Below are 25,522 nucleotides of genomic sequence, written 5' to 3' on the forward strand. Positions count from 1 at the left end.
TCAAGTCCTTTCGGTGTGTTTGCGTCACTGCGGCCCGGTGAGCAGGCTCCGCAGGCAGGCGACGAGGCTGCGGGCTTCCACGTTGAGGTAGTAGCTGTGGCGCAGCAGGTCCGTCAGCTGCCGCAGGGTCACCCAGCGGAAGTCGGGGTGGTCGTCGGCGGCGTGGCCGTCGGTGTCGGCGTTGTCGTCCGTCTCGACGACCAGGTAGCGGTTGCGGGTGCGGTAGAAGCGCCCGCCCTCTTCGGACAGGACGGTGTCGAACCGGATGCGCCGGGGGTCGGCGGCGAGCACCTCGTCGAGGAAGGCAGGCCGGGCCTCGGCCGGCAGGACGGTGTAGTTGTCCGGGGTGCACTGCACCGTCGGGGCCAGCTCGATGACGTCGTTGTGGCCCGCTTCGGCCTTGGCCTGCACGAGGACGTGCAGGACGCCGTCGATCCGGCGGGTCAGGAACGCGATCAGACCGGTCCGTTCGGCGGCGATCATGGGCTGGGTCCACCGGTCGACCTCGCGGCCCCTGGCGCGCACCCGTACGCCCATCACGTCGAAGAAGAGCCCGCTCTCGTGGCTGATCCGGCCGTCCGTCTCGTGCCATCCGGTGACCTGGTCCAACGGCACCCGGTGGACCAGGAGTTCCGTGGTGCTGCGCGACTCGGTGATCCAGTTCAGGATCTCGGCCGTGGTGTGCCGGCCGCCGTCGGCGCCGATCTCGCAGGACCTGAGCAGCGCGGCCTGGAACGCGTCCGGTTCCCGGGGCGCGGCGCGGGCGACGCCGGGGCCGGTGAAGGGCAGACAGGACAGCACGGCGCGGGAGTCCATGTTCACCATGTCGTCCAGGGCGAGCAGTTCATGGATCTGACTCAGCGTCAGCCAGCGGAAACCGTCGTGCACCGGGACGGGTTCGCGGACCTCGACGATCATGTTGCGGTTGCGCTTGCGGTAGAACCAGGCGCCCTGCTCGGACTGGCGTACGTCGGCGATGACCGTGTGCCGTGCGGCGTCGCGGAAGTACTCGACATAGGGGACCGGACGCCCGCGGTGGGCGCCGGTGTAGTTGCTGCGGGTGGCCTGCACCGTGGGTGACAGCTGGAGCCCGTTGTGGTTGCCCGGCTCCACCTTCGCCTGCATCAGGAAGTGGGCGACGCCGTCGAACTCGGACGTCAGGATGCCGAGGATGCCGGTCTCGGGCTGGTTGATGACCGGTTGGCTCCAGCCGGGGACCGCGGCGCCGGGCCGCTCGACCGCGACTCCCCCGACGGAGAAGAAGCGCCCGCTCTCGTGCACGAGGTTGCCGGTGCCCGGCTCGCGGTGCCAGCCGGTCAGCTCGTCGAGCGGGACGGGCTCCACCTCGGTGGAGGACCGTTCGGCGCACGCGGCGAACCACCGGTGGTAGTCGGAGAGCGCCGTCATCAGGCCGCCTCCGCCCGCTCGCCCACCAGGCGTTCCAGCGTCGCGACCAGGTCGGCGGGGGAGGGCTGGGCCAGCAGCTCGGCACGCATCCTGGCGGCGCCCGCGGCGAAGCGGGGCTCGTCCAGGAGCCGGGCGACGTGATCGCGGACGGTGTCGGCGGTCGCGCTGTCGGCGGGCAGGGCGAGCCCCGCCTCCAGCTCCTCCTGCCGCCGGGCGATCATCAGGGTGTCGTAGCCGTGGCCCAGGACCAGTTGGGGCACGCCGTGGTGGACGGCGGTGAGACGGGAGCCGATGCCGCCGTGGTGCACGACGGCGTCGCAGGTGGGCAGCAGGTCGTGGAGCGGGACGAAGTCCACCAGGCGGACGTTGTCCGGGAGCCGGCCGATCCCGGCCGCGTCGTCGGCGCTCAGGGTGGCGACGACCTCCACGTCCAGGCCGGCGAGACCGGCGAGGATGTCGCCGACCGTGGTCGTCGTGTTCTCGATCTCGTTCGAGAGGCCCAGCGTGAGGCACACCCGCCTGCGCCCGGCTGGTTCGCGCAGCCAGTCGGGCACCACGGAGGGCCCGTTGTAGGGGATGTACCGCAGGCTCTCGACGGGGCCCGCGGTGTCCAGGCGGGTGCCGGGCACCGATGTGTCGATGGTGAAATCGCCGGTGCGCAGCCGCTCGGTCCACGTGCCGCCGAGCCGGTGCATGGTCTCCTCCAGCCACTCGCGGGTGGGGTCCTCGCGGTGCGCCGGGGGCTGCTCGTCGTGGCGGCGCAGGAACGCCTCGCGGGCCCGGCCGATGAAGTCCAGGCCGTACACGAACCGGGCGTGCGGTACGCCGATGAGTTCGGCGGCCACGGCGCCGGCGACGGTGAGCTGCTCCCAGACGACGAGGTCGGGCTGCCAGTGGCGGGCGTAGGCGACCATCTCGTCGATCACCGGGTCGTTGTTGATCCCGGCGTACAGGGCGGACACGAGAACCTTCTCCAGGCCGAGCAGCCCCTCCCAGCTCCAGGCCGCGGCGTCGGTCATCGGCCAGTCGAAGGTGCCGAGGAAGTCGGACGCGCCGTTGCCCATCAACTGTCCGTACAGCTCGGGCTCGTAGGTGTCGTTGCGGTACCAGCCGGGCTCGCCGACCGGCACGGCGGTCATGCCGCTGCCGGTGGTGGTCTCCGTCAGGTCGGGGTGCCCCGTGACGCGCACCTCGTGCCCGGCCGCGCGCAGCGCCCAGGCCAGCGGCAGCATCGGCTGGAAGTGCGTCGGGTGGGGCATGCTGGCGAACAGAATCTTCATGTCGTGTTCTTCCTGGCTCAGACCGTGGCCATGGGGCGGGCGACCAACGACGGGGACACCGGGGCGGCGGCGCGGCGGACGAGCGGCTCGGTGCCGACCGGGCGGGGGCGACGAGCGGCGAGGGCGCGCAGCCCTTCCCGGGCGCAGGCCACCGCGAACGGCAGCACCGACGACCGGGCCGTGTCCGGTACGAGGACGGCGTCCTGCTGCTCCCGGGGACGGTCCGCGTCGAACCGGTCGGGGTCGGGGAACACCTCAGGGTCCCGGTGGGCGGCGCCCAGGACCGTCACCACGCGCTCACCGGCCTCGATGTGCTGCCCGCCGAGCTCGCAGGGGGCGTCGGCGACGGCGACGTGCAGCCGGAGGGGAGGGGCCAGGCGCAGGGTCTCCCGCACCACCCGATCGGCGTGGCCCGGCTCCGCCGTCAGCCGGTCCCACAGTTCGGGGGCGCCGTCGCCGGTCGCGGCGCCATGGGTGACGGCGTCGGCCACCAGGTCCGTCGCCATCGGTATGCCGGCCACGGCGATGTCGAACCCGGCGGGGACCAGGGCCCGCAGGGCCGCCAGGCCGTCGGCGATCTCCCGGGTGCGGGTCCGGCTCTGCGGATAGAACGGGGCGTCCAGTGCGCCACGGGTCCGCAGGACGGCGGTGTGCAGGGCGCGTTCCGCGGCCTCGTCGAGCCCGCAGGCCCGCGCCAGCGCGCCGACGGCCGCGTCGCGGGCGACGGCGACCAGGTCGGCTCCGTCGGAGGCCGTCCGGTCCAGGGTGTGTTCCCAGGACGTCGCGGCGCGGCGGGCCGCGGCCGCCACGGCGTCGGGCCAGGAGGCGTCGTCGTGGGCGTCGAACAGCGGCAGGCCGCGCAACTCGGGTGCCGTCAGGGCGGCTTGCGCGACCGGATGCCGCGCGGCGACCCAGTCGCCGGTGGCGCTGCGGGACAGCGGCTGTGCGCGCAGGGCGCGCCAGTGGTCCCGGGGGTCGATGTCGAGTCCCCGCAGCAGCGCCGCGTAGGTGTCTCCCTGCGCGGCTGCCAGCCATATGAGGCCCTGCTGCAGTTGCAGCCGACGCCCCAGACCTCGGTCCGTGTGTGACACGTTGGGAATCCTTCCTGTCCAGGGTGGTGGAGGGCGGTACGGCCGCTACCGGAGCGCCGCTACTGGAGCGCCGCGGCCGGCGCGAGGCCGGCGTGGAGCCAGTCCATGGCGTCCATCAGGCCGTCGGGGGAGAGCGAAGCGAGCAGCGCGTCGCGGGTGCCGGCTTCGGCACCCTCCGGGTGGTACAGGGCGTGGCCCATCCACCGGGACACCTCCTGGACCCGCGCGGTGCGCTCCCGCCGCAGTGCGGCGAACCGGGCCAGACGCTCCGCGACGTCCGGGCCCGCGGCGTGCGGGGACGCGCCGTCCAGCGTCTCGCCGAGCACCACCGCGTCCTCCAGCGCCATGCAGGCGCCCTGGGCGGCGTACTGAAGCATGGGGTGCGCGGCGTCACCGGTGAGGGCGACCCGCCCGTCGGTCCAGGTGTCGGTGGGCGCACGGTCGCAGAGCACCCAGGTCCGCCAGTCCCGGCCCAGTTCGAGCAGGCGGCGGGCGTCCGGGTGCAGCTCGGGGAAGCCCGCGAGCACCTCGTCCCGGCCGGTCGGGACACCGGACACCGCGTCCCGGGCGCCGTCGTCGCGGGTGATCGCGAGGTTCAGCTTGGTGCCGCCCGCGATCGGGTAGTGCACGAAGTGCCAGCCGGGGCCCGCCCACAGGTTGACGGAGTTCCAGCGCAGCGCAGGAGGCACCTCCTCCATGGCCACGACCGTGCGGTGGATGGTGTGGCCGGAGACCCGCGGCGGGCCGTCGCCCACCATCTGGGCGCGCACTTTGGAGCGCATCCCGTCGGCGCCGATCAGGGCGTCCGCCTCGATGCCGGGGCCGTCGGAGGTCAGGACATCCACCGAGCCTGGGGTGTCGCGGTAGCCGGTCACCGCCACGCCGGGGAGCAGCGTGACGCGGTCGTGGTCGTGGCAGGCACGCAGCAGCGCGGTGTGCAGATCGCCGCGCTGGACCACGGAGTACGGGTTGCCGAACCGCCGTCGGTACGCCTCGCCGAGCGGCAGCGAGACCAGGGCGGCGCCGGAGCGGCCGTCCATGAGCCGCAGGGCGTCGACGTGGACGGCACGGGCGCGTACGGATTCCTCGACGCCGAGCCGCTCCAGGGCGTGGAAGGCGTTGGGCGCCAGCTGGATGCCCGCGCCGAGCTCGACGAACTCGGCGCTGCGTTCGATGACATGGGCGGTGTGGCCGGACCGGGCGACGGCCAGGGCGGCCGCCAGGCCGCCGATCCCGCCGCCCGCTATCGCGATGTTCAGCACTCTTCTTACCTTGTGGCTGGCAGGGACAGGGTCAGGTGGGTGGGTTCGCGGTGGGCCGGCGGGGCCGCCGTGAGCAGCGCGGTGACCGTCTCGCCGAGCACGGCCGCCCCGTCCCGGCTGAGCACCGACTCCGGATGGAACTGCAGAGAGGCGAAGCCGGGGCCGCGCAGGCCGTGCACCTGACCGGTGGCCGGGTCGCGGCTCACCTCGACGGTGCCCCGGACCGCGTCGGAGCCGATCGTGTCCTCGGCGCTGCTCAGGGCGAAGGTGTTGTAGAAGCCGACGACGACCGGCCGTCCGAAGAGGTCGATCTTCTTCTGCACGCCCTGGTTGGGGCGTTCGCGGCGTACGGCGTCGAGCCCGAGCAGGGTGCCGAGCACCTGGTGGCTGAGGCAGACGGCGAGGAAGGGTGTCGACGTGTCGAGCAGGTGCCGGATCGTCCCGCGCAGGGAGCGGATCCTGGCGTCGGTGGTGTCGCGGGGGTCGCCGGGACCCGGGCCCATGACCACCAGGTCGTACGCCGTCGTGGCGTACGACGCGTCGAAGCGGCGCACGTCCACCTCGAACCCCAGCGCGCGCAGCAGGTGGGCGATCATCGCGGTGAAGTTGTCCTCGGCGTCGACCACGAGGACGCGCCGGCCACCGGGTGTCCGGGTGAGCGGCCGGTCGTCGTCGGCCGGGGACGAGCTCAGCCAGAAGCGCGCGAGGCTCTCGTTGCGTGCTTCGAGGGCACCGCGGACCAAGGGGTGGCCTGCCAGCGCGGGGGCCACGGACCGCCGGGCGGCCGACGGTTCGGCGATGCCCAGGGCGCGCAGCACACCGCGCGCCTTCGCGTGCGTCTCGGCCACTTCGGATTCGGGGTCGGAGTCGCGCACCAGGGTGGCGCCCACCGTCAGTTCGAGCCGCCCGGCGGTGACCGCCGCGGTCCGCAGCAGGATCGCCGAATCCAGGGACGTACCGCCGTTGATGTCACGGCTGACCAGCGCGGCGACCCCGCTGTAGTAGCCGCGGCCACCGCGTTCGTAGGCGTGGATCACCCGGCACGCGCTCTCCAGGGGGCTGCCGACGACCGTGGGCGCGAACATCGTCTCGCGCAGGATCTCGCGCACGTCGCAGGTGGTACGGCCCTTGATGAGGTACTCGGTGTGCGCGAGGGTGGCCATCTCCTTCAGATACGGACCCACGACCCGGCCGCCCTCGGCGCAGATCCGGGCCATCATCTTCAGTTCCTCGTCCACCACCATGTACAGCTCACCGGCCTCCTTGGGGTCGGCGAGGAACCGCATCACGTCGCCGAGCGCGGGGCCCTCGGGCGGATAGCGCAGGGTGCCGCTGATGGGGTTCATCACGGCGGTGCCGTCGAAGAGGCTGACGTGCCGCTCGGGGGTGGCGCCGACGAAGGTGCGGTCCCCGGTGTGCACGACGAACGTCCAGTACGCACCGCGCTCACCGCCGAGCAGCCGGCGGAACAGGCTCAGGGCCACCGCGGGGGACCAGTTGGTGATGTCGGCCGTGAAGGAGCGGCTGATGACGAAGTTGGCGCCCGTGCCGTTGCCGATCTCGCGCTCGAGCACCCGGCGCACGATGGAGGCGTACTCCTCGTCGTCGACGTCGAAGTGCGCGTCCGACACGTCGACCGGCACGTCGGGCAGCAGCGCCAGGACGTCGTCCAGGGGGCGGGCGGCCTGTTCGGTCACGGTCAGGGCCAGCAGCGGTGCGCCGTCGTCGTGGCAGACGAAGCCGCGCTCGGAGACCTGGCGGTAGGGAACCAGGACGAGCGTCTCGTGGTGGGGTCCGGGCGGGCCCTCATGGGGTGCGGTGAGCGGCAGGTCGGCCAGGCGGGCCACTTCGTCGACGTCGCCGAGCAGCAGCTCCACCCGGTCCCCGACCGCCTCGGGCCGGTGCAGCAGTGCGAAGGCGGGCGCGTCGGGTCCGAGCACGCGTCCCAGGAGGTCGGTGAACCGACGGTCTTCGGGCGCCATCGTGTCAGTCCTGTCCGATGAGTTGGGCGGCGCCCAACTGGCTGAGCAGCGTGTCGGTGGACGCGACGACCGAGCACCGGGACGCGGCGTACTCCAGGGCCATCCGGTGGTGGTCCGCGGAGAAGTCGGCGACGGCGTCCGCCACCAGGAACGTCTCGATGTCGTGGGTGAAGGCCTCGACGGCCGTCATCAGGACGCCGACGTGGGCGTAGACACCGCAGATGATCAACTGATCGCGGCCCGCGCGCCGCAGATGGTCCATCAGGCCGTTGCCGTGGAAGGCGCTGTAGCGCCACTTCGTGAAGACCGCCTCGTCCGCGGCGGGCGCCACCTCGTCGATGACCGCGCGGTGTTCGGGCGTCGTCCGCATGCCCGGACCCCAGAAGTCCTTGAGCAGCCCGCGCTGGTCCTCGGTCATGTCTCCCGGCTGCGCGGTGTAGGAGACCGGGATGTCCAGCGACCGGCACCGCTCCACCAGCTTGCGGGCGTTGCCGACCAGGCTGAGCGCGGGCTCCTCGGCCGCGGGGAAGGGAGCCACGAAGTAGCGCTGCATGTCGTGCACGAGGAGGGCCGCGCGCCGGGGATCGGGCCGCCACGAGGCCGTGTTGGCCGGCAGGACGTCCTGATGGGGCATGGGGTAGGGGGCGATGCCGGGTATGGCCATGAGGGGGTTCTCCTGGGGGTTCGAGGCGGGTGTCTAGCGACCCAGAGCGGCGCCGCCGTCGACGTGGAGGTCGTGCATGGTGATGTGGGCGGCACGGTCGGACAGCAGGAACGCGACGGCGTCGGCGATGTCGCCGGGGGTGGCGAACTTGCCGAGCGGGATGCCGACCCGGTACTCCGACAGCACGCCGTCCAGGGAGTGGGCGGGCCCGGACTCGTCCTCCCACAGGGAGCGGAGCATGGGCGTGTCGGTCGAGCCGGGGCACACGGCGTTGCAGCGGATGCCGTCGCGCGCCAGCTCCAGGCCGAGGTTCTTCGTGAACGCGACGGCCGCGGCCTTCGAGGCCGCGTAGGCGGCCATGTGGACCCGTGGCACGACGGCGGCGTTGGAGGCCACCGTGACGATGGAGCCCCGGCGCCCGTGCCGCTTCATGCGGCGGGCCACGGCGGTGGAGACCCGGAAGACACCGGCGGTGTTGACCGCGAAGGTCTGCTCCCAGTCCTCCTCGGTGAGCGAGAGCGCCGGCGCGGCACGCAGCACGCCCGCGGTGTTGACGAGCTGGTCGATCGGGCCCAGCCGCTCCTCCACGGTGGCGATCACGGCCTCCACCCGGGCTGCGGAGGTGACGTCCGCGGGGAACCCGGTCACGGACAGGCCCTTGTCCCCGGCGGTCCGCTCCAGTTCTTCGAGGGCCGCCGTGTCGAGGTCCACCGCGGCGACCGAGGCACCGGCCTCGGCGAGCGCGTGCACGACCGCCCGTCCGATGCCGCCGGTGGCCCCCGTCACCAGCGTGACCTTGCCGGCGTGCTCCGTGCCGGCGTGCCCCGTGCCGGGGCGCTCCCTGAAGGTGTGCTCCTTGCCCTTCAACAGCGTTTCTCCTTGGGTCGCTCGGGGTGGATCAGGCGTGCCAGGCGAGTGCCAGGTGGCGGGCCTGCGTCAGATTGAGCCGGGGGTCGCACAGCGTCGTGTAGGGGGCGCCCGGCAGGTCGTCGGGCGCCCAGACGCACTCGGCGACCGGCTGGGCGGTCGCCTCCAGGTGCAGGCCGCCCGCGACACCGCGCTCGGCGAGCACCACGTCCTGGAAGGCCTCGGCCTCGTCGATGAGCGCGGCCACGATCCGCGTCTTGCGCCCGTCCGCCGCGCGCACGGTGTTGCCGTGCATGGGGTCGCACAGCCAGATCACCGGATGCCCCGCGGCGCGGACCGCCCGCACCAGCTCCGGAAGCCGGTCGCGGACCCGGGCGGTGCCCATCCGGGTGATCAGGGTCAGCCGGCCGGGGGTGCGGCCGGGGTCCAACGCGGCGCACAGCGCCAGCAGTTCGCCGGTCGTCATGGAGGGGCCGACCTTGCAGGCCACGGGGTTGACGACCCGGGACAGCAGATGGACATGGGCGCCGTCCAGCTGCCGGGTGCGCTCCCCGATCCACGGCAGGTGGGTGGACGCCAGCAGCAGTCCGCCGTCGTCCAGCCTGCGCAGCAGCGGCCGTTCGTAGTCGAGCAGCAGCGCCTCGTGGCTGGTCCACACGGCGGAGGCGGCGTCCGCCGCCGGTCCGCGGCCCTGTGCCGCCACGGCCGACTGGACGGTGCGGGACAGGTCGTAGCCCGTCAGGAGCCGCCGGGGGTCGGGCTCCCGGGCGACCTGATCGGCCTCGGGCGCGTTCACCATGGGGCCCCGGTAGGCGGGCAGTTCCAGGCCCCCGACCCGGTCGACGGGCTGGGAGCGCGGCTTGGCGAACTGGCCGGCGAGACGCCCGATCCGCAGCACCTCGCGTCCGGTGCCCTCGCGCATCACCCCGGCGAGCTCGTCGAGCAGGCGCAGGGTGCGCCGGACGCCGGGCGTGGTGCACTCGGCCGGGTCCTCGGCGCAGTCGCCCGCCTGGAGGATGCGCCGGTCACCGGTGACCACCTCGCCGAGGAGTGCGAGCAGCCGGGCCGTGTCCTCGGCGGTGACGAGGCCGGGGCGGTCGCGCAGGTTCGCGCGGACCCGGTCGAGCAGCCATCGGTCACGCCAGACGGGCTGCTGTTCCGCGGCCAGGGGTGGGGGGACCTCTTCCACGTTCGCGGCGTGGACTGTGGCCGTATCTCGCCCCACGTAGCTCCCCCTTTTTGAATATGCAGAACGTCCGATCCGGTGCTCCGAATTCGGGCTTCGAATTAAGTCGCCGCCGAATTGGTGACGGGCACTTTCGGCAATGCGACACGCAATGGATCTGCAACATATGCAGATGCCGTGGGCTTCGTCAAGCGATCATTGGCGGGCGCAGAGTGCCTGTACAGACACGGTTTTAATGCGGTTGCGCGCATCTTTCAAAGCGTGTGCGGTTACATGCACCGCTTTGCTTTTGCTTGACTCGACCATTGATGGATCAAGGCTTTACAGTCGCCGCCGAAAAGGATTAGGTTGACGTCGCTCTGCCGTATTGGCGGCCCGTTTTCCATTTCATTTCCAGGGGGAGTACATGCAGAAGGGCACGCACCTGCTCGTCACGGGGGGCGCGGGTTTCATCGGCTCCCACTACGTCCGTACGCTGCTGCGCGGCGCGGACACGGACGTGCGCACGGTCACGGTCCTGGACAAGCTCACCTACGCGGGCAACCTCGCCAATCTGGCCGACCTGGCCGACGACGAGCGGCTGCGCTTCCGGCAGGGCGACATCTGCGACCCCGGTGTCCTCGACGCGCTGCTGCCCGGCGTGGACACGGTGGTGCACTTCGCCGCCGAGTCCCACGTCGACCGCTCGATCGAGGACAGCGGCGCATTCCTGCGCACCAACGTCCTGGGCACCCAGAGCCTGCTGGACGCCTCGCTCCGGCACGGCGTACGCACCTTCGTGCACATCTCCACGGACGAGGTGTACGGGTCGATCGAGCACGGGTCCTGGGACGAGAACCGCCCCCTGCGGCCGAACTCCCCCTACTCCGCGTCGAAGGCATCGGCCGACCTCCTGGCGCTGGCCTGCCACCGCACCCACGGCCTCGACGTCCGCATCACCCGCTGCTCGAACAACTACGGCCCGATGCAGCACCCGGAGAAGGTCGTCCCCCTCTTCGTCACCCGCCTCCTCGACGGGCTGTCCGTACCGCTGTACGGCGACGGCGGCAACGTCCGCGACTGGCTGCACGTCGAGGACCACTGCCGCGGCATCGAACTGGTGCGCCGCACGGGCCGTCCCGGAGAGGTCTACAACATCGGCGGCGGCACGGAACTCACCAACCGGCAGCTGACCGAACGGCTGCTCCTGGCCACCGGCCGCGACGGGTCGTCCGTACGCCCCGTGCCCGACCGCAAGGGCCACGACCTGCGCTACTCGGTCGACTGCCGCAAGGCGCGGGAGGAGCTCGGCTACCGGCCGCTGCACGACCTCGACTCCGGGCTGGCCGCCACCGTGAGCTGGTACCGGGACAACCGCGACTGGTGGCGCCCGCTCGGCACCGACCCGCTGCCCCGCACCGCGCCGCCCGTCGCCCTGGCCACCACCGCCCACTGACCGCTGATCGCCCCTAGGCAAGGAAACCCATCGCGATGCGCGGAATACTGCTGGCCGGCGGCTCGGGCACCCGGCTGCTGCCCCTGACCACGATCAACTCCAAGCAGCTGCTGCCCGTCTACGACAAGCCGCTGGTGTACTACCCGCTGTCGGTGCTGATGCTCGCCGGGATGCGGGAGATCCTCGTCATCACCAACAGCCTCCACATCGAGTCCTTCCGCTCCCTGCTGGGCGACGGCAGCGACCTCGGCCTCGATCTGCGGTACGCCGTCCAGGACGAGCCGCGGGGCATCGCCGAAGCCCTGCTGATCGGCCGGGAGTTCGCGGGCGACGAGGACGTCTGCCTGATCCTGGGCGACAACATCTTCTACGGGCAGGGCCTGCCCGCCGCGCTGCACAGGGCCGCGGAGACCGTCGACGGCTGCACGGTCTTCGGCTACCCGGTCTCCGACCCCGAGCGCTTCGGCGTCGCCGTGCTCGACGAGGACGGCGAACTCGTCGACATCGTGGAGAAGCCCGCCGATCCGCCGTCCAACATCGCCGTGACCGGGCTGTACATGTACAGCAACGACGCCCTGCCCTACGCCGAGAAGATCTCGCCGTCCGCCCGGGGCGAGCTGGAGATCTCCGACGTCAACCGGCTGCTCGTCCAGGAGGGCCGCGGCCGGATCGTCCAACTCGGCCGCGGCAACGCCTGGCTCGACGCCGGCACCCACGACAGCCTCCTGGAGGCCAGCCAGTACGTGCAGGTCCTGCAGAAACGGCAGGGCATGCAGATCGCCTGCCTGGAGGAGACCGCGTTCCGCATGGGGTACATCGGCATGGACCAGCTCAGCGAACTCGCCGAGCGGTTCTCCTCCGGCTCGATGTACGGCAGGCACGTGCGATCTCTGGTCCAGGCCTGATCCCCCGGCACCTCGCCACCGGAAGCCCGGACTCCCGACAGGACGCACGGAGCAACGGGCCATCGACACAGGAGACATCTATGGAGAGCGCTGCTGGTGCTCCGCGCAACCACCCCCGTCTGGATTCCCTCACCGGCGCGCGCTTCGTCGCCGCGGGCCTCGTGTTTCTGTGCCACATCGCGACCGGAGGCCTCTTCGCCGCCGGGACGGGACCGGCCGACGGACTGATGACGGCCACCAAGACCGCCGGAACCATCGGCGTCTCGTTCTTCTTCGTCCTCAGCGGCTACGTGCTGACCTGGTCGGCCCGCCCGGGCGAGACCTACGGCAGCCTGCTGCGCCGCCGCCTGGTGAAGATCCTCCCCAACCACGCGGTGACCTTCGCCCTGGCGATGGTCGTGTACGCCGCGGCCGCCACCCCGCTGGGCACGGCCCTGCTCAACCTGCTGCTGCTCCAGTCCTGGTCGTCCGACCCCGCGGTGTTCCTGAGCGTCAACGGCGCGAGCTGGTCGCTCTCCTGCGAGCTGCTCTTCTACGCGCTGTTCCCGGTGCTGCTCCCGCTGGTCGGCCGGATCCGCGCCGCACGGCTGTGGTGGTGGGCGGCCGGTGCCGCCGCGGCGGTCATGGTGCTCCCCCTCGTGGCGATGGGCCTGCTGCCGCGGTCCCCCGCCTTCCCCGCGGTGGGTTCGTGGCTCGACGGCGTGTCCATCGAGGGCCTGTGGTTCGTCTACATCTTTCCGCTGACCCGGCTCCTCGAATTCGTGCTCGGCATGCTGATGGCGCGCATCGTGCTCAGCGGACGGTGGATCGGCCTGAGCCCCGTCCGGGCCGCGCTGCTGACCGCCGTCGCGTACGTCGCGGGGATCTACACGCCCATGCTGTTCACCGCCGCGGCCGTGACCGTCGTTCCGCTGGCGCTGCTCACCGCCGCCCTCGCGGCCACCGACGCGGGCGGCGGCCGTACGGTCCTCGCCGGGCCGGTGACGCGTCGCCTCGGGGAGGCGTCGTTCGCGTTCTACCTCGTCCACGGCATCGTCCTGGCCTACGCGGGAGAACAGGTGGCGGCCGCGGGCCGGCCGCTGACGACGCTGGAGAGCGTGCTGCTCTCGCTGCTCGCCCTCGCCGTGAGCCTGGGGCTCGCGCTGGCCATGTACCACTGGATCGAGACCCCCGCGATGCGCCTCTGGGGTCGCTCCCGGCACCGGAAGGCCGCCGCACCGGCCGATGCCGCGGCGCTCCCCGAGCCGGCACCGGGCCGCGCGGACGAGAGCGCGTCGCCCGCGTGAACCGAGCCGCGCCGCTCCTCTCCTCCACCCCTGCCTCTCCCCTTGCCTCTGCCCTTGCGACTGAGGCTCCGACTCCCCTCCGACACCGAGACGAGGTCTCTTCCTTGCGCATCCTCTTCGTCACCGGTGGCAGCCCGGCCACCGTCTACGCACTCACCCCGCTGGCGACGTCCGCCCGCAACGCCGGGCACGAGGTCCTCGTCGCCTCCAACAAGGAGACGATGGAGGCGATCGCCGGGGCCGGGCTCCCCGGCGTCTGCGTCTCCGACGTCCCGATCCGGCACCTCATCACCACCGACCGCGCGGGCGACCCCGTCCCGAAGTCCGACGACCCGGACGAGCAGATGCGGTCCATCGGCCACGCCTTCGGCCGGATGGCGGCGCTCTACCAGGAGCCCCTGTACGAACTGGCCCGGTCCTGGCGCCCCGATCTGATTGTCGGCGGCACCCTCACCTACTCGGCCGCGGTCCTCGCCGCCCGCATCGGCGTGCCCTACGTACGGCAGTCCTGGGACTCCGGCGAGCCGCAGGTCGTCGACGTGGCCGCCGAGATCGAGATGCGGCCGGAACTCGACGCACTGGGCCTGGGCGGCATCCCCGGCTCCGCCCTGTGGATCGACGTCTGTCCGCCGAGCGTCCGGGACCCCGAGGCCCCGCGGGGGACCTCCATGCTCTGGGTCCCCTGCAACCTCCAGCCCCAGCTCGAACCGTGGATGTACACGAAGGGCTCCGCGCCCCGGATCGCCATCACCGCCGGCACGAAGACCGCCCCCGGCTACTTCTTCGACTACCTGGTCCAACTCGTCGACAAACTCCGGCCCTTGGACGCCGAGCTGCTGGTCAGCGCGCCGCCCGCGGTCGCCGGTGAACTCAGCCGGGCGACGGGCACGAAGGTCGGCTGGCTGCCCTTCGACACGGTGGCCCGCAGCTGCGACCTGCTCGTCCACCACGCGGGCGGCGGCACGGCGCTGACCGGCATGGTCTACGGCATCCCTCAGCTGCTCGTCCCCAACATGCCCAAGCTGATCGCCCCTTCGGAGCGCCTCGCCGCCTACGGCGCGGCCCGCTCGATCCTGCCGGGCGACGACACCCCGGACGCGGTGGCGACGGCGGCGGAGGATCTGCTGACGAAGGAGACCTACCGCGAGCGCGCCCGGTCGCTGGCGGTCGAGGCCAACGCCATGCCCGCCCCCGCCGAGGTCCTGAACCTGATCGAGAAGTTGGTCTGAACTCGTGTTCTACCACGTGTGTTTCGTCGTACCGGACATCGAACAGGCGATGAGCGACCTCACCGAGAGCGTCGGCGCGCAGTGGTCCGGCATCCTGGAGGACTCCCTCGGGGAGTGGGACTACCGGCTCGCGTTCACCCGCGGCGGCCCGCCGTACATCGAACTCGTCCAGGGACCCCCGGGAAGCCCCTGGGACTCCTCCCTGGGAGCCCGCTGCCACCACCTCGGTTACTGGACCGAGGACGTGACCCGCAGCTCCGCCCGGCTGTCCGACGCGGGCTTCACCCAGGAGTTCAGCGCCTGCCCGTTCGGGCGCCCGTACGCCTACCACAAGGTGCGCAGCCTCGGCATCGACCTGGAACTGATGGACGTATCGCGGCAGCGGAAGTTCGTCGCGTCCTGGGACCCCGGGGCCCCGCAGATGCCCGTCTTCGACGCGGTGTCCGACACGTGACTCCCCCCGTCGCAGTGCCAGTTCAGCCGTACGAATGGAGCGGAGACCGAATGCGCAGCGAGAATCCCGACGTCCTGGTCGTCGGCGGCAGCACGGTGGGGCTGTGCACGGCCCTGTTCCTGTCCCGGGCCGGGATACGCACCCTGGTCGTCGAGCGGCGCCAGGCCCCGCCGGAGCACCCGCGCGCCATGGGGATCGGCCCGCGCACCGTGGAGATCCTGCGCGCGGCCGGGATCGCCGACGCGGTGGACGCCCAGTGCGTGGACATGACCGGCGACGACCTCCAGATGTTCGCCACGCCCACCCTCGCCGAGGCCGACCTGGACGCCCTGTCCCGGCAGGCACCGCCCCGCGGGGACGCCTTCGGCCGGCTGACACCGCAGACCCTGCGCGGCACGTGCCCCCAGGGACGCCTCGACCAGGTGGTCGCCGACGAGGCCCGCGCGGCGGGCGCACGCGTCGAGTTCGGCACCGAGCTCCTGGACTTCGTACAGGACGACGACGGAGTCACCGCACGGGTCGCGGGCCCCGACGGTGTCCGCGAGATCCGGGCCCGCTACCTGGTGGCCGCCGACGGCGCCCGCAGCGGCGTACGGGAGCGGCTCTCCATCGCCACCAGCGGCCCCGGCACGCTCGGCGACCCCCTGATCAGCGTGCTCTTCCGCGCCGACCTGACGGAGCTGACGCACGGCCACACGTTCGTCGTCTGCGACATCACCACCCCGAAGGCCCCCGGCGGGCTGCTGCCGGTCGACGGCAGGACGGAGTGGATCTACCACTTCCGCTATGCGCCCGAATCCGGCCAGAAGGCCGAGGACTTCACCCCGCAGAAGTGCGCCGAACGGATCAGGGAGGCCATCGGCCCCGCCGCCGACGTGCGGCCCGATGTGGTGAGCATCCTGCCCTGGCAGGTACGCGGACTGGTCGCCGACCGCTTCCGCTGCGGCCGGGTGTTCCTCGCCGGGGACGCGGCCCACGTCATCCCGCCGGTCGGTGCCTTCGGCATGAACACCGGGGTGGCCGACGCCCACAACCTCGCGTGGAAACTCGCCCACGTGCTGGACGGCACCGCGGGCGAGGCGCTCCTGGACACCTACGAGGCCGAGCGGCTGCCGGTGGCGAGGACCGCGCTGGAGCAGTCGATGCTGCGTCTGGAGGATCCCTCCCTGCACTGGGCGTCCGGGCAGGAAGGCCGCGAGCGCCGGGCCGGCGCCGGGGCGCTCAACGCCCCGGTGGTCCACCTCGGTTACCGCTACGACTCCGCGGCCGTGCTCGACGCGCACCCCGAGCTGCCCTCCGGCGAGGACGTCGAGCGGGACCTGGACGGATCTCCCGGCTCCCGGCTCCCGCACCACTGGCTGCCCCGGGGGCACGGCCGGGTCTCCACACTCGACCTGATCGACCACCGGTTCACCCTCCTCACCGGCGCACGCGGGCAGGAGTGGCTCGACGCCCTGGGCAAGGCGGCGGCCCGGATCGGCGTGCCGGTGGACGGGCACCGCGTCGAGGACGGCGAGGGCGCCGCGGACGGGACGGGCACCCCCTGGACCACCCAGGTCGGGATCGAGGACTCCGGCGCCCTGCTGGTGCGCCCCGACGGCTTCGTCGCCTGGCGTGCCCGGAGCGTCGACGACGCGCCCGCACTCCGGCTCGGACAAGCCCTGTCCGCGCTCGTCGCCCGCCCGGCACAGCCCTCCTGAGGCACACCCGCCCCACCACCTGGCCCACCACCCGATCCATCAGCCGATCCATCACTCGAAACCGACTCACATGGGGGAGACGACCGTGGCAGCGGACATCGCACCGCGCACCGCTCTGGTAACCGGCGGCAGCAGGGGAATCGGCCGGGCCGTCGCCGAACGGCTGGGCCGCTCGGGCGCCGTGGTGGCCATCCACTACGGACACGACACCGCCGCGGCGGACGAGGCCGTGGCCGCGGTGCGCGCCGCGGGCGGACAGGCCTTCCCGGTGCGCGCCGACCTGACCGAGGAGGCCGCGTTCGACGCGCTGGCCGCGGGCGTCGAGCAGGGCCTGGTTGAGCACACGGGCTCTGCTGGGCTCGACGTCCTGGTCAACAACGCGGGCGTCGGATGCCGCGCCGACATCACCACCCTCACCGGTGCGGACATCGACCGAGTCTTCGCGATCAACGTGAAGGCTCCCGTGTTCGTGGTCCAGCGGCTCCTGCCGCTGCTGCGCGACGGCGGGCGGATCGTCAACGTCTCCTCCGTCGCCAACCGGATCGCCCACCCGCACGTGCTGGCCTACGCCATGAGCAAGGGCGCCCTGGAGGCGTTCAGCCGCTCGCTCGCGGCGCAGCTCGGCCCCCGCGGCATCACGGTCAACACCGTCGCGCCGGGCCTGATCGAGACGGACTTCCACCGCGCCCGGCTGCGCGCCCACCCCGAGGACGCCGCCGAGGCGGCGGCGCTCACCGCGTTCGGACGGCTGGGACAGCCGCAGGACGTCGCGGACGCCGTCGCCTTCCTCGCCTCGGAAGAGGCGCGGTGGATCACCGGAGAGCGTGTGGAGACCACCGGGGGCGCCTATCTGTGAGATCCCTCCGGTCCCGCTGTGAACCGCCGTTGCACGTCAGAAAGGCCTGGTCTTGCTCCTCAACGACATCTACCTCACATCCCTCGGCGTCCGTCTGGGACGGCGCCTCGACCTCGAAGAGGCCGTGGCCGACGGGCGTTACGCCTCCGCCGAGCACGTCGCCAACGCCCTCCTGGGGGTGACCGTGTCGGACGACGTGTTCGCCCCCGACCTGGCCGTGGACGCGGCCCGCGTGGCACTCGAACGCGCCGGGACCGATCTGGCCCCCGAGGACGTACGGCTGCTGCTGCACGCCAGCGCGTACTTCCAGGGCCAGGACATGTGGACGCCTGCCTCCTACATCCAGCACCACACCATCGGGGGCAACGCACCGGCCGTCGAGATCGACCAGAAGTCGAACGGGGGCATGGCCGCGCTCTCCCTCGCGGCCGGGTTCCTCGCGGGCTGCGACGACGACGCCGCCGTCCTGGTCACCACCGGCGAGCGGTTCTGTCTGCCGGGGTTCGACCGGTTCCGCACCGAGAGCGGCACGGTCATGGCCGACGGGGGCACGGCCCTCGTGCTCGGCCGGACCCCCGGCTTCGCCCGGGTCGTCTCCTGCGTCCTCACGTCGGACTCGTCGCTGGAGCACATGTACCGGGGCCGCGGGCTCAAGGACGCACCGGCCTCCGGCGACAAACCCCTCAACATGCGGGCCCGCAAGACGGACTTCATGCGCAAGAACCTCAACGACCTGGAGTCGATCTCCCTGCAGATCGCCGGGGGCATCGGTGACTGCCTCCAGCAGGCGCTCGACGAGGCGAAGACCGACGTCGCCGACGTACGGCGCTTCGTCATGCCGCACAACGGCCAGACCGTGCGCTGGTGGAACATGCTCGCCGACATGGGCGTCGGCCAGGAGCGCACCACCTGGGAGTTCGGGCGCCAGGTCAGCCACCTCGGGTCGGGCGACCAGTGCGCCGGGCTCGAACACCTCCTCACCACCGGCCAGTTGGAGCCCGGCGACCGTGTGGTGCTCGCCGGTACCGGATACGGCTTCAACTGGGGCGCCGCGGTCATCGAGATCCTGCACCTGCCCTCCTGGGCCACCGCCGCCGACGGGGACACGGCCGCGTCGGCTCCCGTACCCCAGAAGTGAAGAGGAGCTGACCGCCATGCCCTTTCCGCCCCTCGTGCGGCCCGTTGCCGAGCTGTCCGACAGCGAAGTCCGCCGCCACGCACACCAGTTGATCCTGTCCGGCCACGGCGCACCGGGCCAGCGACGGCTCGCCGCCGGCAGAGTGCTGGTCATCGGCGCCGACGAGATCGGAGCGCCGCTCATCGCCCATCTCGCCGACTCGGGCGTCGGTTTCATCGGCGTCTCCGACGGATCACCGCTCAACCCCTGGGACCGCTACCTCGGCATTCCGGGCGAGGAGCCGACCGACCGGGCGTCCGCCTGGACCAGGGCCCTGCGGCGCACCCATCCCTCCGTGCGGACGGCCGTCGAGGGCCGGTTCGACGTGACCTCGGCACGGGAACTGGTCGAGGGCTACGACCTGGTGGTGTGCGCGGGCGAGGACCAGGCCAGGTGCCGGCTCGTCGACGACGTCTGCGCCCAGGCCGGCATCCCCTTCGTGTGGGGCTCCATGGACGCCACCGGCGGTCGCGCCGCCGTCTTCTGGGACCCGCACGGGCCCGGCTTCCGGGACCTGTACCCCGAGCCCCCCGCCCCCTACTTCCGCGGTATGGCCGGGACGCTGAAGGTGGTGGGGGCCTGGCTCGCCGTGACGCTGGCCACCGAGACCGTCAAACTGCTCACCGGCGCGGGCGAGCCCCTGGTCGGCCGCGTGATGAAGTACGACGCGATGGCCGCCACCTGTGTGACCGTGCCGCTGCGGCCGGACGCCCGCACCCGGCGGCCGGACGAACTCACGGCCGCCGAGCCCTTCTTCGGCCTGCTCTCCCCGGAGGCGGCACAGGCCGCACGGGAGTCCACCGTGTCGGCGGAGGAGCTCAAGGCCCTGCTCGACGGGGGCGAGCCGGTCACTCTGGTCGATGTCCGTGAGCCGGACGAGTACGCCTTCGCCCATCTGCCCGGCTCGGTGCTCATCCCGCAGGGGGAGTTCCTGCGCGGTGACGCCGCCGACCGGCTGCCCAGGGACCGCAGGACCGTGTTGCTGTGCCGGGCGGGCATCCGCTCGGCGGAGGTGCTCGCGGTGGTCAAGAGGAGCGGCCACCCGGAGGCGGTCCATCTGGGCGGCGGCATCCTGGCCTGGGCCGAGCGGATCGACACCGCCATGCCCTCCTACTGATCCGCCCGCACCCCCGGCACGACTACTCTCCGTGCAGATTTCCGTGCCGGACGGACCCCCGACAGGCAACTCCCGGACCGCGGAGAAATGCGGGGTCCGAAATTCGGTATTCCCGGATCTGGCCGTGTGTGAAGACCGTGCGTGAAGAATGCATTCGCATTCTATCGGCATCACCGATAACAGCGGCGTGCCCGCCTGTCCCGTGACAGGCGGGCACATGTCGTAGCGGCCCTTTCAGCGCACCGGAACGCAGCGCCCCGCCTCGGTGCGATAGGTCCACCGCGCGCCGTCGCGGGCGAGCCGGGCGACCGCGGCCACCAGCCGGTCGACGTGCTCGACGGGGGTGCCGGCGCCGAAGCTCGCCCGCACGGCGTTCACCGGCCGCTCGCCCGGCGCCAGCGGCTCCGGGGCGCCGCACTCGTCCGGCTGGTCGGGGGCGTTGCCGAGCAGGGCGCGGACCAGCGGGTGGGCGCAGAACATGCCGTCACGCACCCCGATCCCGTGCTCGGCGGAGAGCGCCGACGCCAGGTGCGAACTGTTCCAGCCCTCGACCACGAAGCTGACGACACCGACCCGCGGAGCGCAATCGCCCAGCAGCGACAACACCTTGACCTGCGGTATCGCCGCCAGACCGGCCAGGGTCCGCCGCAGCAGCGCTTCCTCGCGCGCCACCAGCGATACGAAACCCTGCGACCGGAGCGCGCGGCAGGCGGAGGCCAGCGCGTAGGCGCCGACGACGTTCGGCGACCCGGCCTCGTGCCGCGCGGAGCCGTGCTGCCACTCGACGCAGAACCCGTCGCCGCCGCGCACGACCCGCCTGCTCGCCCCGCCCCCGGCCAGATACGGCTCGGCTTCGCGCAGCCAGTCCGCGCGCCCGGCCAGCACACCCGTTCCGAACGGCGCGTACATCTTGTGCCCGGAGAACGCGACGTAGTCCACGCCCAGTTCGCCGATGTCGACCGGGCGGTGCGGCACGAGCTGGGCGGCGTCCAGGACGACCCGCGCCCCGGCCGCGTGCGCCACCTCGGTGATCTCCGCGACCGGCCACAGCTCGCCCGTGACGTTGGAGGCGCCGGTGACACAGACGAGGCCGGGCCGCTCCGGGTCGTGGCCCGCCAGGGCCTCGGCCACGATCTCGACCGCCTCGTGGCGCGTGCCGGGCGCCCTCAGCAGGGTCAACTCCGTGTCGCGCCACGGCAGCAGGGCGGCGTGGTGCTCCGTCTCGAAGACGTACACCTTGGTCCCCGCGGGCAGCACCGCGGCCATCATGTTGAGCGAGTCGGTGGTCGACCGGGTGAAGACGACCTCGTCATCGGCCCGGCATCCGAGGAACTCCCGGACGGTCTCCCGGCTCTGCTCGAACAGGTCGGTGGACAGCTGCGAGAGATAGCCCGCGCCGCGGTGCACGCTGCCGTAGTACGGCACGTACGAGGCCACGTCGTTCCACACGGAGGCGAGGACCGGGGAGCTGGCCGCGTAGTCGAGGGCGGCATAGGGCACTTCGCCCCCGGTGACGAGCGGCACCGTCACATCGGAGCCCAGCACGGGCAGCGGGTCACCGAGTTCCACCTCGGTGGTCGGCAAGGACGGCTGAACAGACATGTCGCACTCCTGGTAGGTGAACAGAGACGGCCCGTGCGGGCCCAGAGGGCAAAGCGGTGGGGGAGGTGGGCGGTCAGGGCAGCGGCACCCGCTCGGTGTCCTCCAGGAGCCGATGCGTGCGCGCGGCCACGACACCGGCCTCGAAGCGGCTGCTCACCCCGAGACGGCGCAGCAGCACGGACACCATGCGGCGCAGTGTGCGGTCGGAGACCCGCAGCTCACGGGCGACGTCGGGGTCCTGGCGGCCCTTCGCCCACAGCCTGAGGATGACCAACTGCTGCTCGCTCAGGGGCGCCGGGCCCCCACCGGGCGGGGCGCCGGGCGCCGACATCTCCTCGTGCGGGGTCTCCGCCGCCGGCTTGCACAGGTCGCGTGCGTCGTCCCAGCAGAACTCGAACATCCGGGCAAGGAGCTGGAGCAGGGCGGGCTGGCGCACCAGCAGCGTCGTGTCCGGCGGGCAGACCAGCGCGAACGTCTCGTCCACCATGATCAGGCGGAACGGCAGCAACGGCGCGACCCGGACGCGTACTCCGCGCCGCGCGAGACGGTCCAGGTAGGAGGCGGCCCGCTCGCTGTGCAGCAAAGAACTCTGGTGGATCGTGCGGACCTCGACGCCGTCCTCGGGCCCGTATCGGTCGTCGCCGAGCCAGTCCGCGATCAGATGCCGGGCCACGGCGGACGGCTGGATGACACGGATCCGGTGCCGGGCCATCGTGGCCACGGAGTCGAGCAGGGCGCGCACCCGGCCCGGGTCGTCGATCTCCTCGACGCCCGCGACGGCCGTGGCCGCCGTGCCCGGGGCCCCGCTGTGGTGCAGGGCGATGGCGGACAGCTGCAACTGCAGGGAATGGGTGACCTCACCGGCCTCCACCAAGGCCCGCTGCTGCCTTCCTATCAGTTCCGACAGCGTTTCCAGGGTGGAGTTCTCTCCATTTGTATTTGCCTGCAGGAGCACTTAATTAATCCTTTCCCCCGCCTGTCCTTTTCCGGTCACGACCGTTGCTGGTCACTAAAGGGTCTACACGGTTCTGCGCTTATCTGGCAAGATTGCAACCGTTGTTGGAGAAAGCATTGGTCCTGCTTTTCGGCATTACTGCACGTAGTCGTCGAGCCCGCCTCGGCAGGAAGGAGAAGCGATACCGGTGAAGGACAAAGGCTCCGTCATGGACGACCGGCCCGCCGACGCGGAACGGGACGCCCTGCGCTTCTGGCAGCAGATGGCGCTCGCCGCCGCTCCCGACGGCGCCCCCCGGCCCCAGGGGATGGCCGTCCCCGCCGAACTGCGCGCCGCACTGGCCCTGTTCGAGGCGTCCGCCGAGGGGTCCCTCAACGGCGGCCCCTCCGTACCGTCGGCCGGCGCCCTCTACCCGTACGAGCACTACGTGGTCACCGGCGGCCCCGCGGGCCCCGCGGTGTTCTCCGTGGACGTCACCCGGCGCAGCTGCCGGCTGCTGCACCGCGGCGAGCAGGTGGCCAAGGCGCTGGACGGCGGCGGGCTCACCCTGCCGGGACCGGACGCCTTCCTGGTGCTGATCGCGGTCCGCCCGTGGCTGTCCATACGCAAGTACGACGACCGGGGCTATCTCTACGCCCAGTTGGACGCCGCACACCTGGGCACCCACCTGCTGTGCCTGGCGGAGCGCAGCCACCGCCGTGCGCAGTGGCTCACCCGCGCGGCGACCGGACCCCTTAGCGGCCTGCTGCGCCTGGGCGACAACCACGTCTTCCCGCACAGCGTCCTGCTGGCGGCCGACCCCGTCACCGAACACGAGCGCTCGCCGGGCACTTGGACCTGTACGGACTGGCGGAGCGTGCCCCCGGTGCACCGTCTCGCGGACGGCTCCGAAGGACGATGTTGGCGGGGCCTGGTGTCCCACCTCCAGCAGCCGCCGGCCCAGTCCACCGCCGCGCGCCCGCGCCCCCTGCTGACCGGTCCGGGCGGAGCGGACCCGGGCGTCCCCGCGCTCCACTCGGCCCTTGCGGATCTCACCGCCTGGCGGCGCTCCGCGAAGGACTTCGGCGACGCCGACCTGCCGGCCGACCGGGTGCGGGAGGCGCTCGCCGTCCTCGGCACCCCGCTGACGACCGACCTGTCCCCCTCCGACGGCTTCGGCGCCACCCTCATCGCCCGCCGGGTCACCGGGCTCGCCCCGGGCGCGTACCCGATCCACGCCACCGGTGACATCGCCGTCGAGCCCGCCGGGACCACCGAGGCGACCGGCGACGACATCGTGCGGATCTGCATGGGGCAGGAGCAACTGCGCCACACCGGCGCGGCCGTCGTCTTCCACGCCCGCCACCAGGACATCTTCCGGCTCGGCATGCGCGGCGTCGACGAGGCCCTGCTGCGCGCGGGCAGCCTGGCCCACCTGCTGTACCTCGGCGCCACCGGAACCGGCATCGCCGTCACCACCATCGGCGGCTTCGACGCCGGACGCTGGCACACTCTGGCGGGCCTGGCGGACGAGGACGAGGTCCTCTACGTCGCGATGCTCGGCACCCCCGGCACCTCCGCCGTCAAGATCGACCGCCTGCAGCCCGCCCACGCCCACGGGCAGCGGTGACGCCCATGCTGATCGACGTCATCACCCAGGCCCTGCGCGCCCACGGCGACGCCCCCGCCGTCGCCGACCGCCGCTCGGCGCTCGGCTACCGGGAGCTGGACGAGACGAGCGGCCAACTGGCGCTCGCCGTAAGGGAACTGCTGCCCGGCCGGGACCGGCCGCGCGTCGGCATCCAGGCCGGCAACTCCGTCGCGTACGTGGTGACGTATCTGGCCGCCCTCAAGGCCGGATGCGTACCGTTCCTCATCGACCGGGCCGCGGGCCCGCAGGAGACCCGCGTCATCCAGGAGGACTGCGGGCTCGATCTGCTGGTCCACGAGGAGAGCACGCCGGTCCCGGAGCACGGCACCCCGTGCGGCACCCTCGGACCCCTGCACGCCACCCGCTTCCCGGCCCGCGGCGACCGCCCCGCCCTGCACGACGAGACGGAGGTCTGCCGTTTCACCTCCGGATCCACCGGCCGCCCCAACTGCATCGAGTTCCGTGGCGGTGCCGTGCACCGCGCCGCCGCCAACTGGGCCGACGGCACCGGACTCCGCGGCGACGACAGCATCCTGTGCTTCGCCTCGCTGTCCAACGGCCTCGCCTTCAACACCTCCCTGCTGTCGGCGTTCCTCGTCGGGGCACGGCTGCACCTGGGCAGCGGACTGCCCACGGCCGGCGCGGTCTCGCGGATGCTGCGCGGCAGCGCCGCCACCCGCCTGGTCGGCTTCCCCGCGCTCTACGAATCCTTGGTGCGGCGCCCGCTGTCTCCCGAGGCGCTGCCCGATCTGCGGATGGCGATCTCCTCGGCGGCGCCGCTCGGCCCGGACACCAAGCAGCGGTTCGTGCACAGCACCGGCGTACCGCTGCAGAACTACTTCGGCATCGCCGAGGCCGGACCACTCACCTTCGCCACCGACCCGCTGACCGACCCCGGCCTCGGCCAGCCGCTTCCCGGCGTCGAACTGCGGGCCGGCAGCGCCGAAGAACCCGGCGTCGTCGAGGTCAGGAGCCAGTCCATGGGCACCCGCTACCTCAACGCCCCCGGAGTGCTGGAGAGCCGTATCGGCGCGGACGGCTTCTACCGCACGAGCGACACGGGCCACCTGTCCGGCACGAGCCTCGTACTGACCGGCCGCACCAGCCAGGTCATCAACGTCGGCGGCCGCAAGATCGACGCGGTCGAGGTCGCCGAAGCCCTCGCCGGGGCGCCGGGAGTACGGGACGCGATCGTCCTGGAGGTCCCCGACCGGCACGGCAGCGCCGCACTCGCCGCGGTCCTCGCCGCCGCCCCCGGCCTGGACCCGGCCGTGCCGCGCCGGCACCTGGCCGAACGCCTGGCCCCGTACAAGATCCCCAGCCTCGTACGCATCGTGCCGCAGATCCCCCGCAGTTCCAGCGGCAAGCCCGCCACCGCGGCCCTGCGCCGCATGTTCGACGACACCGAGGACATCCAGTGACCACGCTCAAGGAGAA

21 protein-coding genes are annotated in these 25,522 nt (G+C 72.3%); 11 read left to right on the forward strand and 10 right to left on the reverse strand.

Annotated features, from left to right (window positions below; all coding sequences use genetic code 11):
• Window positions 1–24 precede the first annotated feature (24 nt).
• Genes ACIGXX_RS14125 through ACIGXX_RS14160 form a run of 8 tightly spaced genes read right to left on the reverse strand, consistent with a single transcriptional unit; the run spans window position 25 to window position 9,742 of the window.
• Complete coding sequence (locus ACIGXX_RS14125) at window positions 25–1,407, reverse strand: NDP-hexose 2,3-dehydratase family protein (RefSeq protein WP_351169058.1); 1,383 nt, start codon at window positions 1,405–1,407, stop codon at window positions 25–27.
• On the reverse strand, window positions 1,407–2,687 hold the full coding sequence (locus tag ACIGXX_RS14130) for an activator-dependent family glycosyltransferase (RefSeq protein ID WP_366461908.1): 1,281 nt from the start codon (window positions 2,685–2,687) through the stop codon (window positions 1,407–1,409). Before ACIGXX_RS14130 ends, ACIGXX_RS14125 begins: the two co-directional genes overlap by 1 nt.
• 17 nt (window positions 2,688–2,704) lie before the next feature.
• Window positions 2,705–3,778 carry a cytochrome P450 gene (locus ACIGXX_RS14135; protein WP_399975552.1) on the reverse strand — a complete coding sequence of 358 codons (1,074 nt, stop codon included), beginning with the start codon at window positions 3,776–3,778 and terminating at the stop codon, window positions 2,705–2,707.
• Between the two features lie 59 nt (window positions 3,779–3,837).
• Window positions 3,838–5,040: an FAD-dependent monooxygenase gene (locus ACIGXX_RS14140; RefSeq protein WP_399975556.1), complete on the reverse strand. Its 1,203-nt coding sequence runs from the start codon at window positions 5,038–5,040 to the stop codon at window positions 3,838–3,840.
• Between the two features lie 5 nt (window positions 5,041–5,045).
• Complete coding sequence (locus ACIGXX_RS14145) at window positions 5,046–7,022, reverse strand: anthranilate synthase family protein (protein ID WP_399975559.1); 1,977 nt, start codon at window positions 7,020–7,022, stop codon at window positions 5,046–5,048.
• A gap of 4 nt (window positions 7,023–7,026) precedes the next feature.
• Window positions 7,027–7,686 (reverse strand): isochorismatase family protein, encoded by a 660-nt coding sequence (locus tag ACIGXX_RS14150; RefSeq protein ID WP_351169043.1) that lies wholly within the window; start codon window positions 7,684–7,686, stop codon window positions 7,027–7,029.
• 33 nt (window positions 7,687–7,719) lie between these two features.
• Window positions 7,720–8,553 carry a 2,3-dihydro-2,3-dihydroxybenzoate dehydrogenase gene (locus ACIGXX_RS14155; RefSeq protein WP_399975562.1) on the reverse strand — a complete coding sequence of 278 codons (834 nt, stop codon included), beginning with the start codon at window positions 8,551–8,553 and terminating at the stop codon, window positions 7,720–7,722.
• 31 nt (window positions 8,554–8,584) lie between these two features.
• Window positions 8,585–9,742: a 3-deoxy-7-phosphoheptulonate synthase gene (locus ACIGXX_RS14160; RefSeq protein WP_399975565.1), complete on the reverse strand. Its 1,158-nt coding sequence runs from the start codon at window positions 9,740–9,742 to the stop codon at window positions 8,585–8,587.
• Window positions 9,743–10,145: 403 nt separating this feature from the next.
• On the opposite strand from ACIGXX_RS14160, the gene rfbB reads away from it, so the two are divergent.
• The 9 genes from rfbB to ACIGXX_RS14205 all read left to right on the forward strand — a co-directional run bounded on the left by rfbB (window position 10,146) and on the right by ACIGXX_RS14205 (window position 19,898).
• The gene (gene rfbB / locus ACIGXX_RS14165; protein WP_351169034.1) at window positions 10,146–11,174 is read left to right on the forward strand and encodes a dTDP-glucose 4,6-dehydratase; all 1,029 of its coding nucleotides are present in this window, start codon (window positions 10,146–10,148) and stop codon (window positions 11,172–11,174) included.
• Between the two features lie 35 nt (window positions 11,175–11,209).
• Window positions 11,210–12,079: a glucose-1-phosphate thymidylyltransferase RfbA gene (gene rfbA / locus ACIGXX_RS14170; RefSeq protein ID WP_351169031.1), complete on the forward strand. Its 870-nt coding sequence runs from the start codon at window positions 11,210–11,212 to the stop codon at window positions 12,077–12,079.
• Between the two features lie 80 nt (window positions 12,080–12,159).
• On the forward strand, window positions 12,160–13,365 hold the full coding sequence (locus ACIGXX_RS14175) for an acyltransferase (RefSeq protein WP_351169028.1): 1,206 nt from the start codon (window positions 12,160–12,162) through the stop codon (window positions 13,363–13,365).
• 104 nt (window positions 13,366–13,469) lie between these two features.
• Window positions 13,470–14,594, forward strand: a complete 1,125-nt coding sequence (locus ACIGXX_RS14180; RefSeq protein ID WP_399975570.1) for a glycosyltransferase — start codon at window positions 13,470–13,472, stop codon at window positions 14,592–14,594.
• A gap of 4 nt (window positions 14,595–14,598) precedes the next feature.
• Window positions 14,599–15,048 carry a VOC family protein gene (locus ACIGXX_RS14185; protein WP_361466594.1) on the forward strand — a complete coding sequence of 150 codons (450 nt, stop codon included), beginning with the start codon at window positions 14,599–14,601 and terminating at the stop codon, window positions 15,046–15,048.
• 50 nt (window positions 15,049–15,098) lie between these two features.
• Complete coding sequence (locus ACIGXX_RS14190) at window positions 15,099–16,748, forward strand: FAD-dependent monooxygenase (RefSeq protein WP_383815660.1); 1,650 nt, start codon at window positions 15,099–15,101, stop codon at window positions 16,746–16,748.
• An 85-nt stretch (window positions 16,749–16,833) separates the two neighbouring features.
• Complete coding sequence (locus ACIGXX_RS14195; protein ID WP_351169016.1) at window positions 16,834–17,604, forward strand: SDR family oxidoreductase; 771 nt, start codon at window positions 16,834–16,836, stop codon at window positions 17,602–17,604.
• A gap of 52 nt (window positions 17,605–17,656) precedes the next feature.
• Complete coding sequence (locus ACIGXX_RS14200; protein ID WP_399975575.1) at window positions 17,657–18,742, forward strand: ketoacyl-ACP synthase III family protein; 1,086 nt, start codon at window positions 17,657–17,659, stop codon at window positions 18,740–18,742.
• A 16-nt stretch (window positions 18,743–18,758) separates the two neighbouring features.
• Window positions 18,759–19,898: a ThiF family adenylyltransferase gene (locus ACIGXX_RS14205; protein WP_399975578.1), complete on the forward strand. Its 1,140-nt coding sequence runs from the start codon at window positions 18,759–18,761 to the stop codon at window positions 19,896–19,898.
• A 234-nt stretch (window positions 19,899–20,132) separates the two neighbouring features.
• Here ACIGXX_RS14205 and ACIGXX_RS14210 read toward each other — a convergent pair whose 3' ends face one another.
• Together ACIGXX_RS14210 and ACIGXX_RS14215 are read right to left on the reverse strand one after the other, a co-directional pair.
• Entirely contained in the window at window positions 20,133–21,500 is a 1,368-nt protein-coding gene (locus ACIGXX_RS14210) for an aminotransferase class V-fold PLP-dependent enzyme (RefSeq protein ID WP_399975581.1), read from the reverse strand.
• A gap of 73 nt (window positions 21,501–21,573) precedes the next feature.
• Complete coding sequence (locus ACIGXX_RS14215; RefSeq protein WP_351169247.1) at window positions 21,574–22,371, reverse strand: LuxR C-terminal-related transcriptional regulator; 798 nt, start codon at window positions 22,369–22,371, stop codon at window positions 21,574–21,576.
• A gap of 271 nt (window positions 22,372–22,642) precedes the next feature.
• Between ACIGXX_RS14215 and ACIGXX_RS14220 the strand changes: the two genes are divergently transcribed.
• Both ACIGXX_RS14220 and ACIGXX_RS14225 read left to right on the forward strand, forming a co-directional pair.
• Window positions 22,643–24,064, forward strand: coding sequence for a nitroreductase family protein (locus ACIGXX_RS14220; RefSeq protein ID WP_351169004.1), 1,422 nt, complete (start codon window positions 22,643–22,645; stop codon window positions 24,062–24,064).
• A gap of 5 nt (window positions 24,065–24,069) precedes the next feature.
• A complete protein-coding gene (locus tag ACIGXX_RS14225; RefSeq protein ID WP_399975586.1) occupies window positions 24,070–25,506 on the forward strand; it encodes a class I adenylate-forming enzyme family protein in 1,437 nt (478 codons plus the stop codon).
• Window positions 25,507–25,522: the final 16 nt, after the last annotated feature.

The sequence above is a fragment of the Streptomyces sp. NPDC055243 genome (genome assembly GCF_044544025.1).
Classification (GTDB): domain Bacteria; phylum Actinomycetota; class Actinomycetes; order Streptomycetales; family Streptomycetaceae; genus Streptomyces.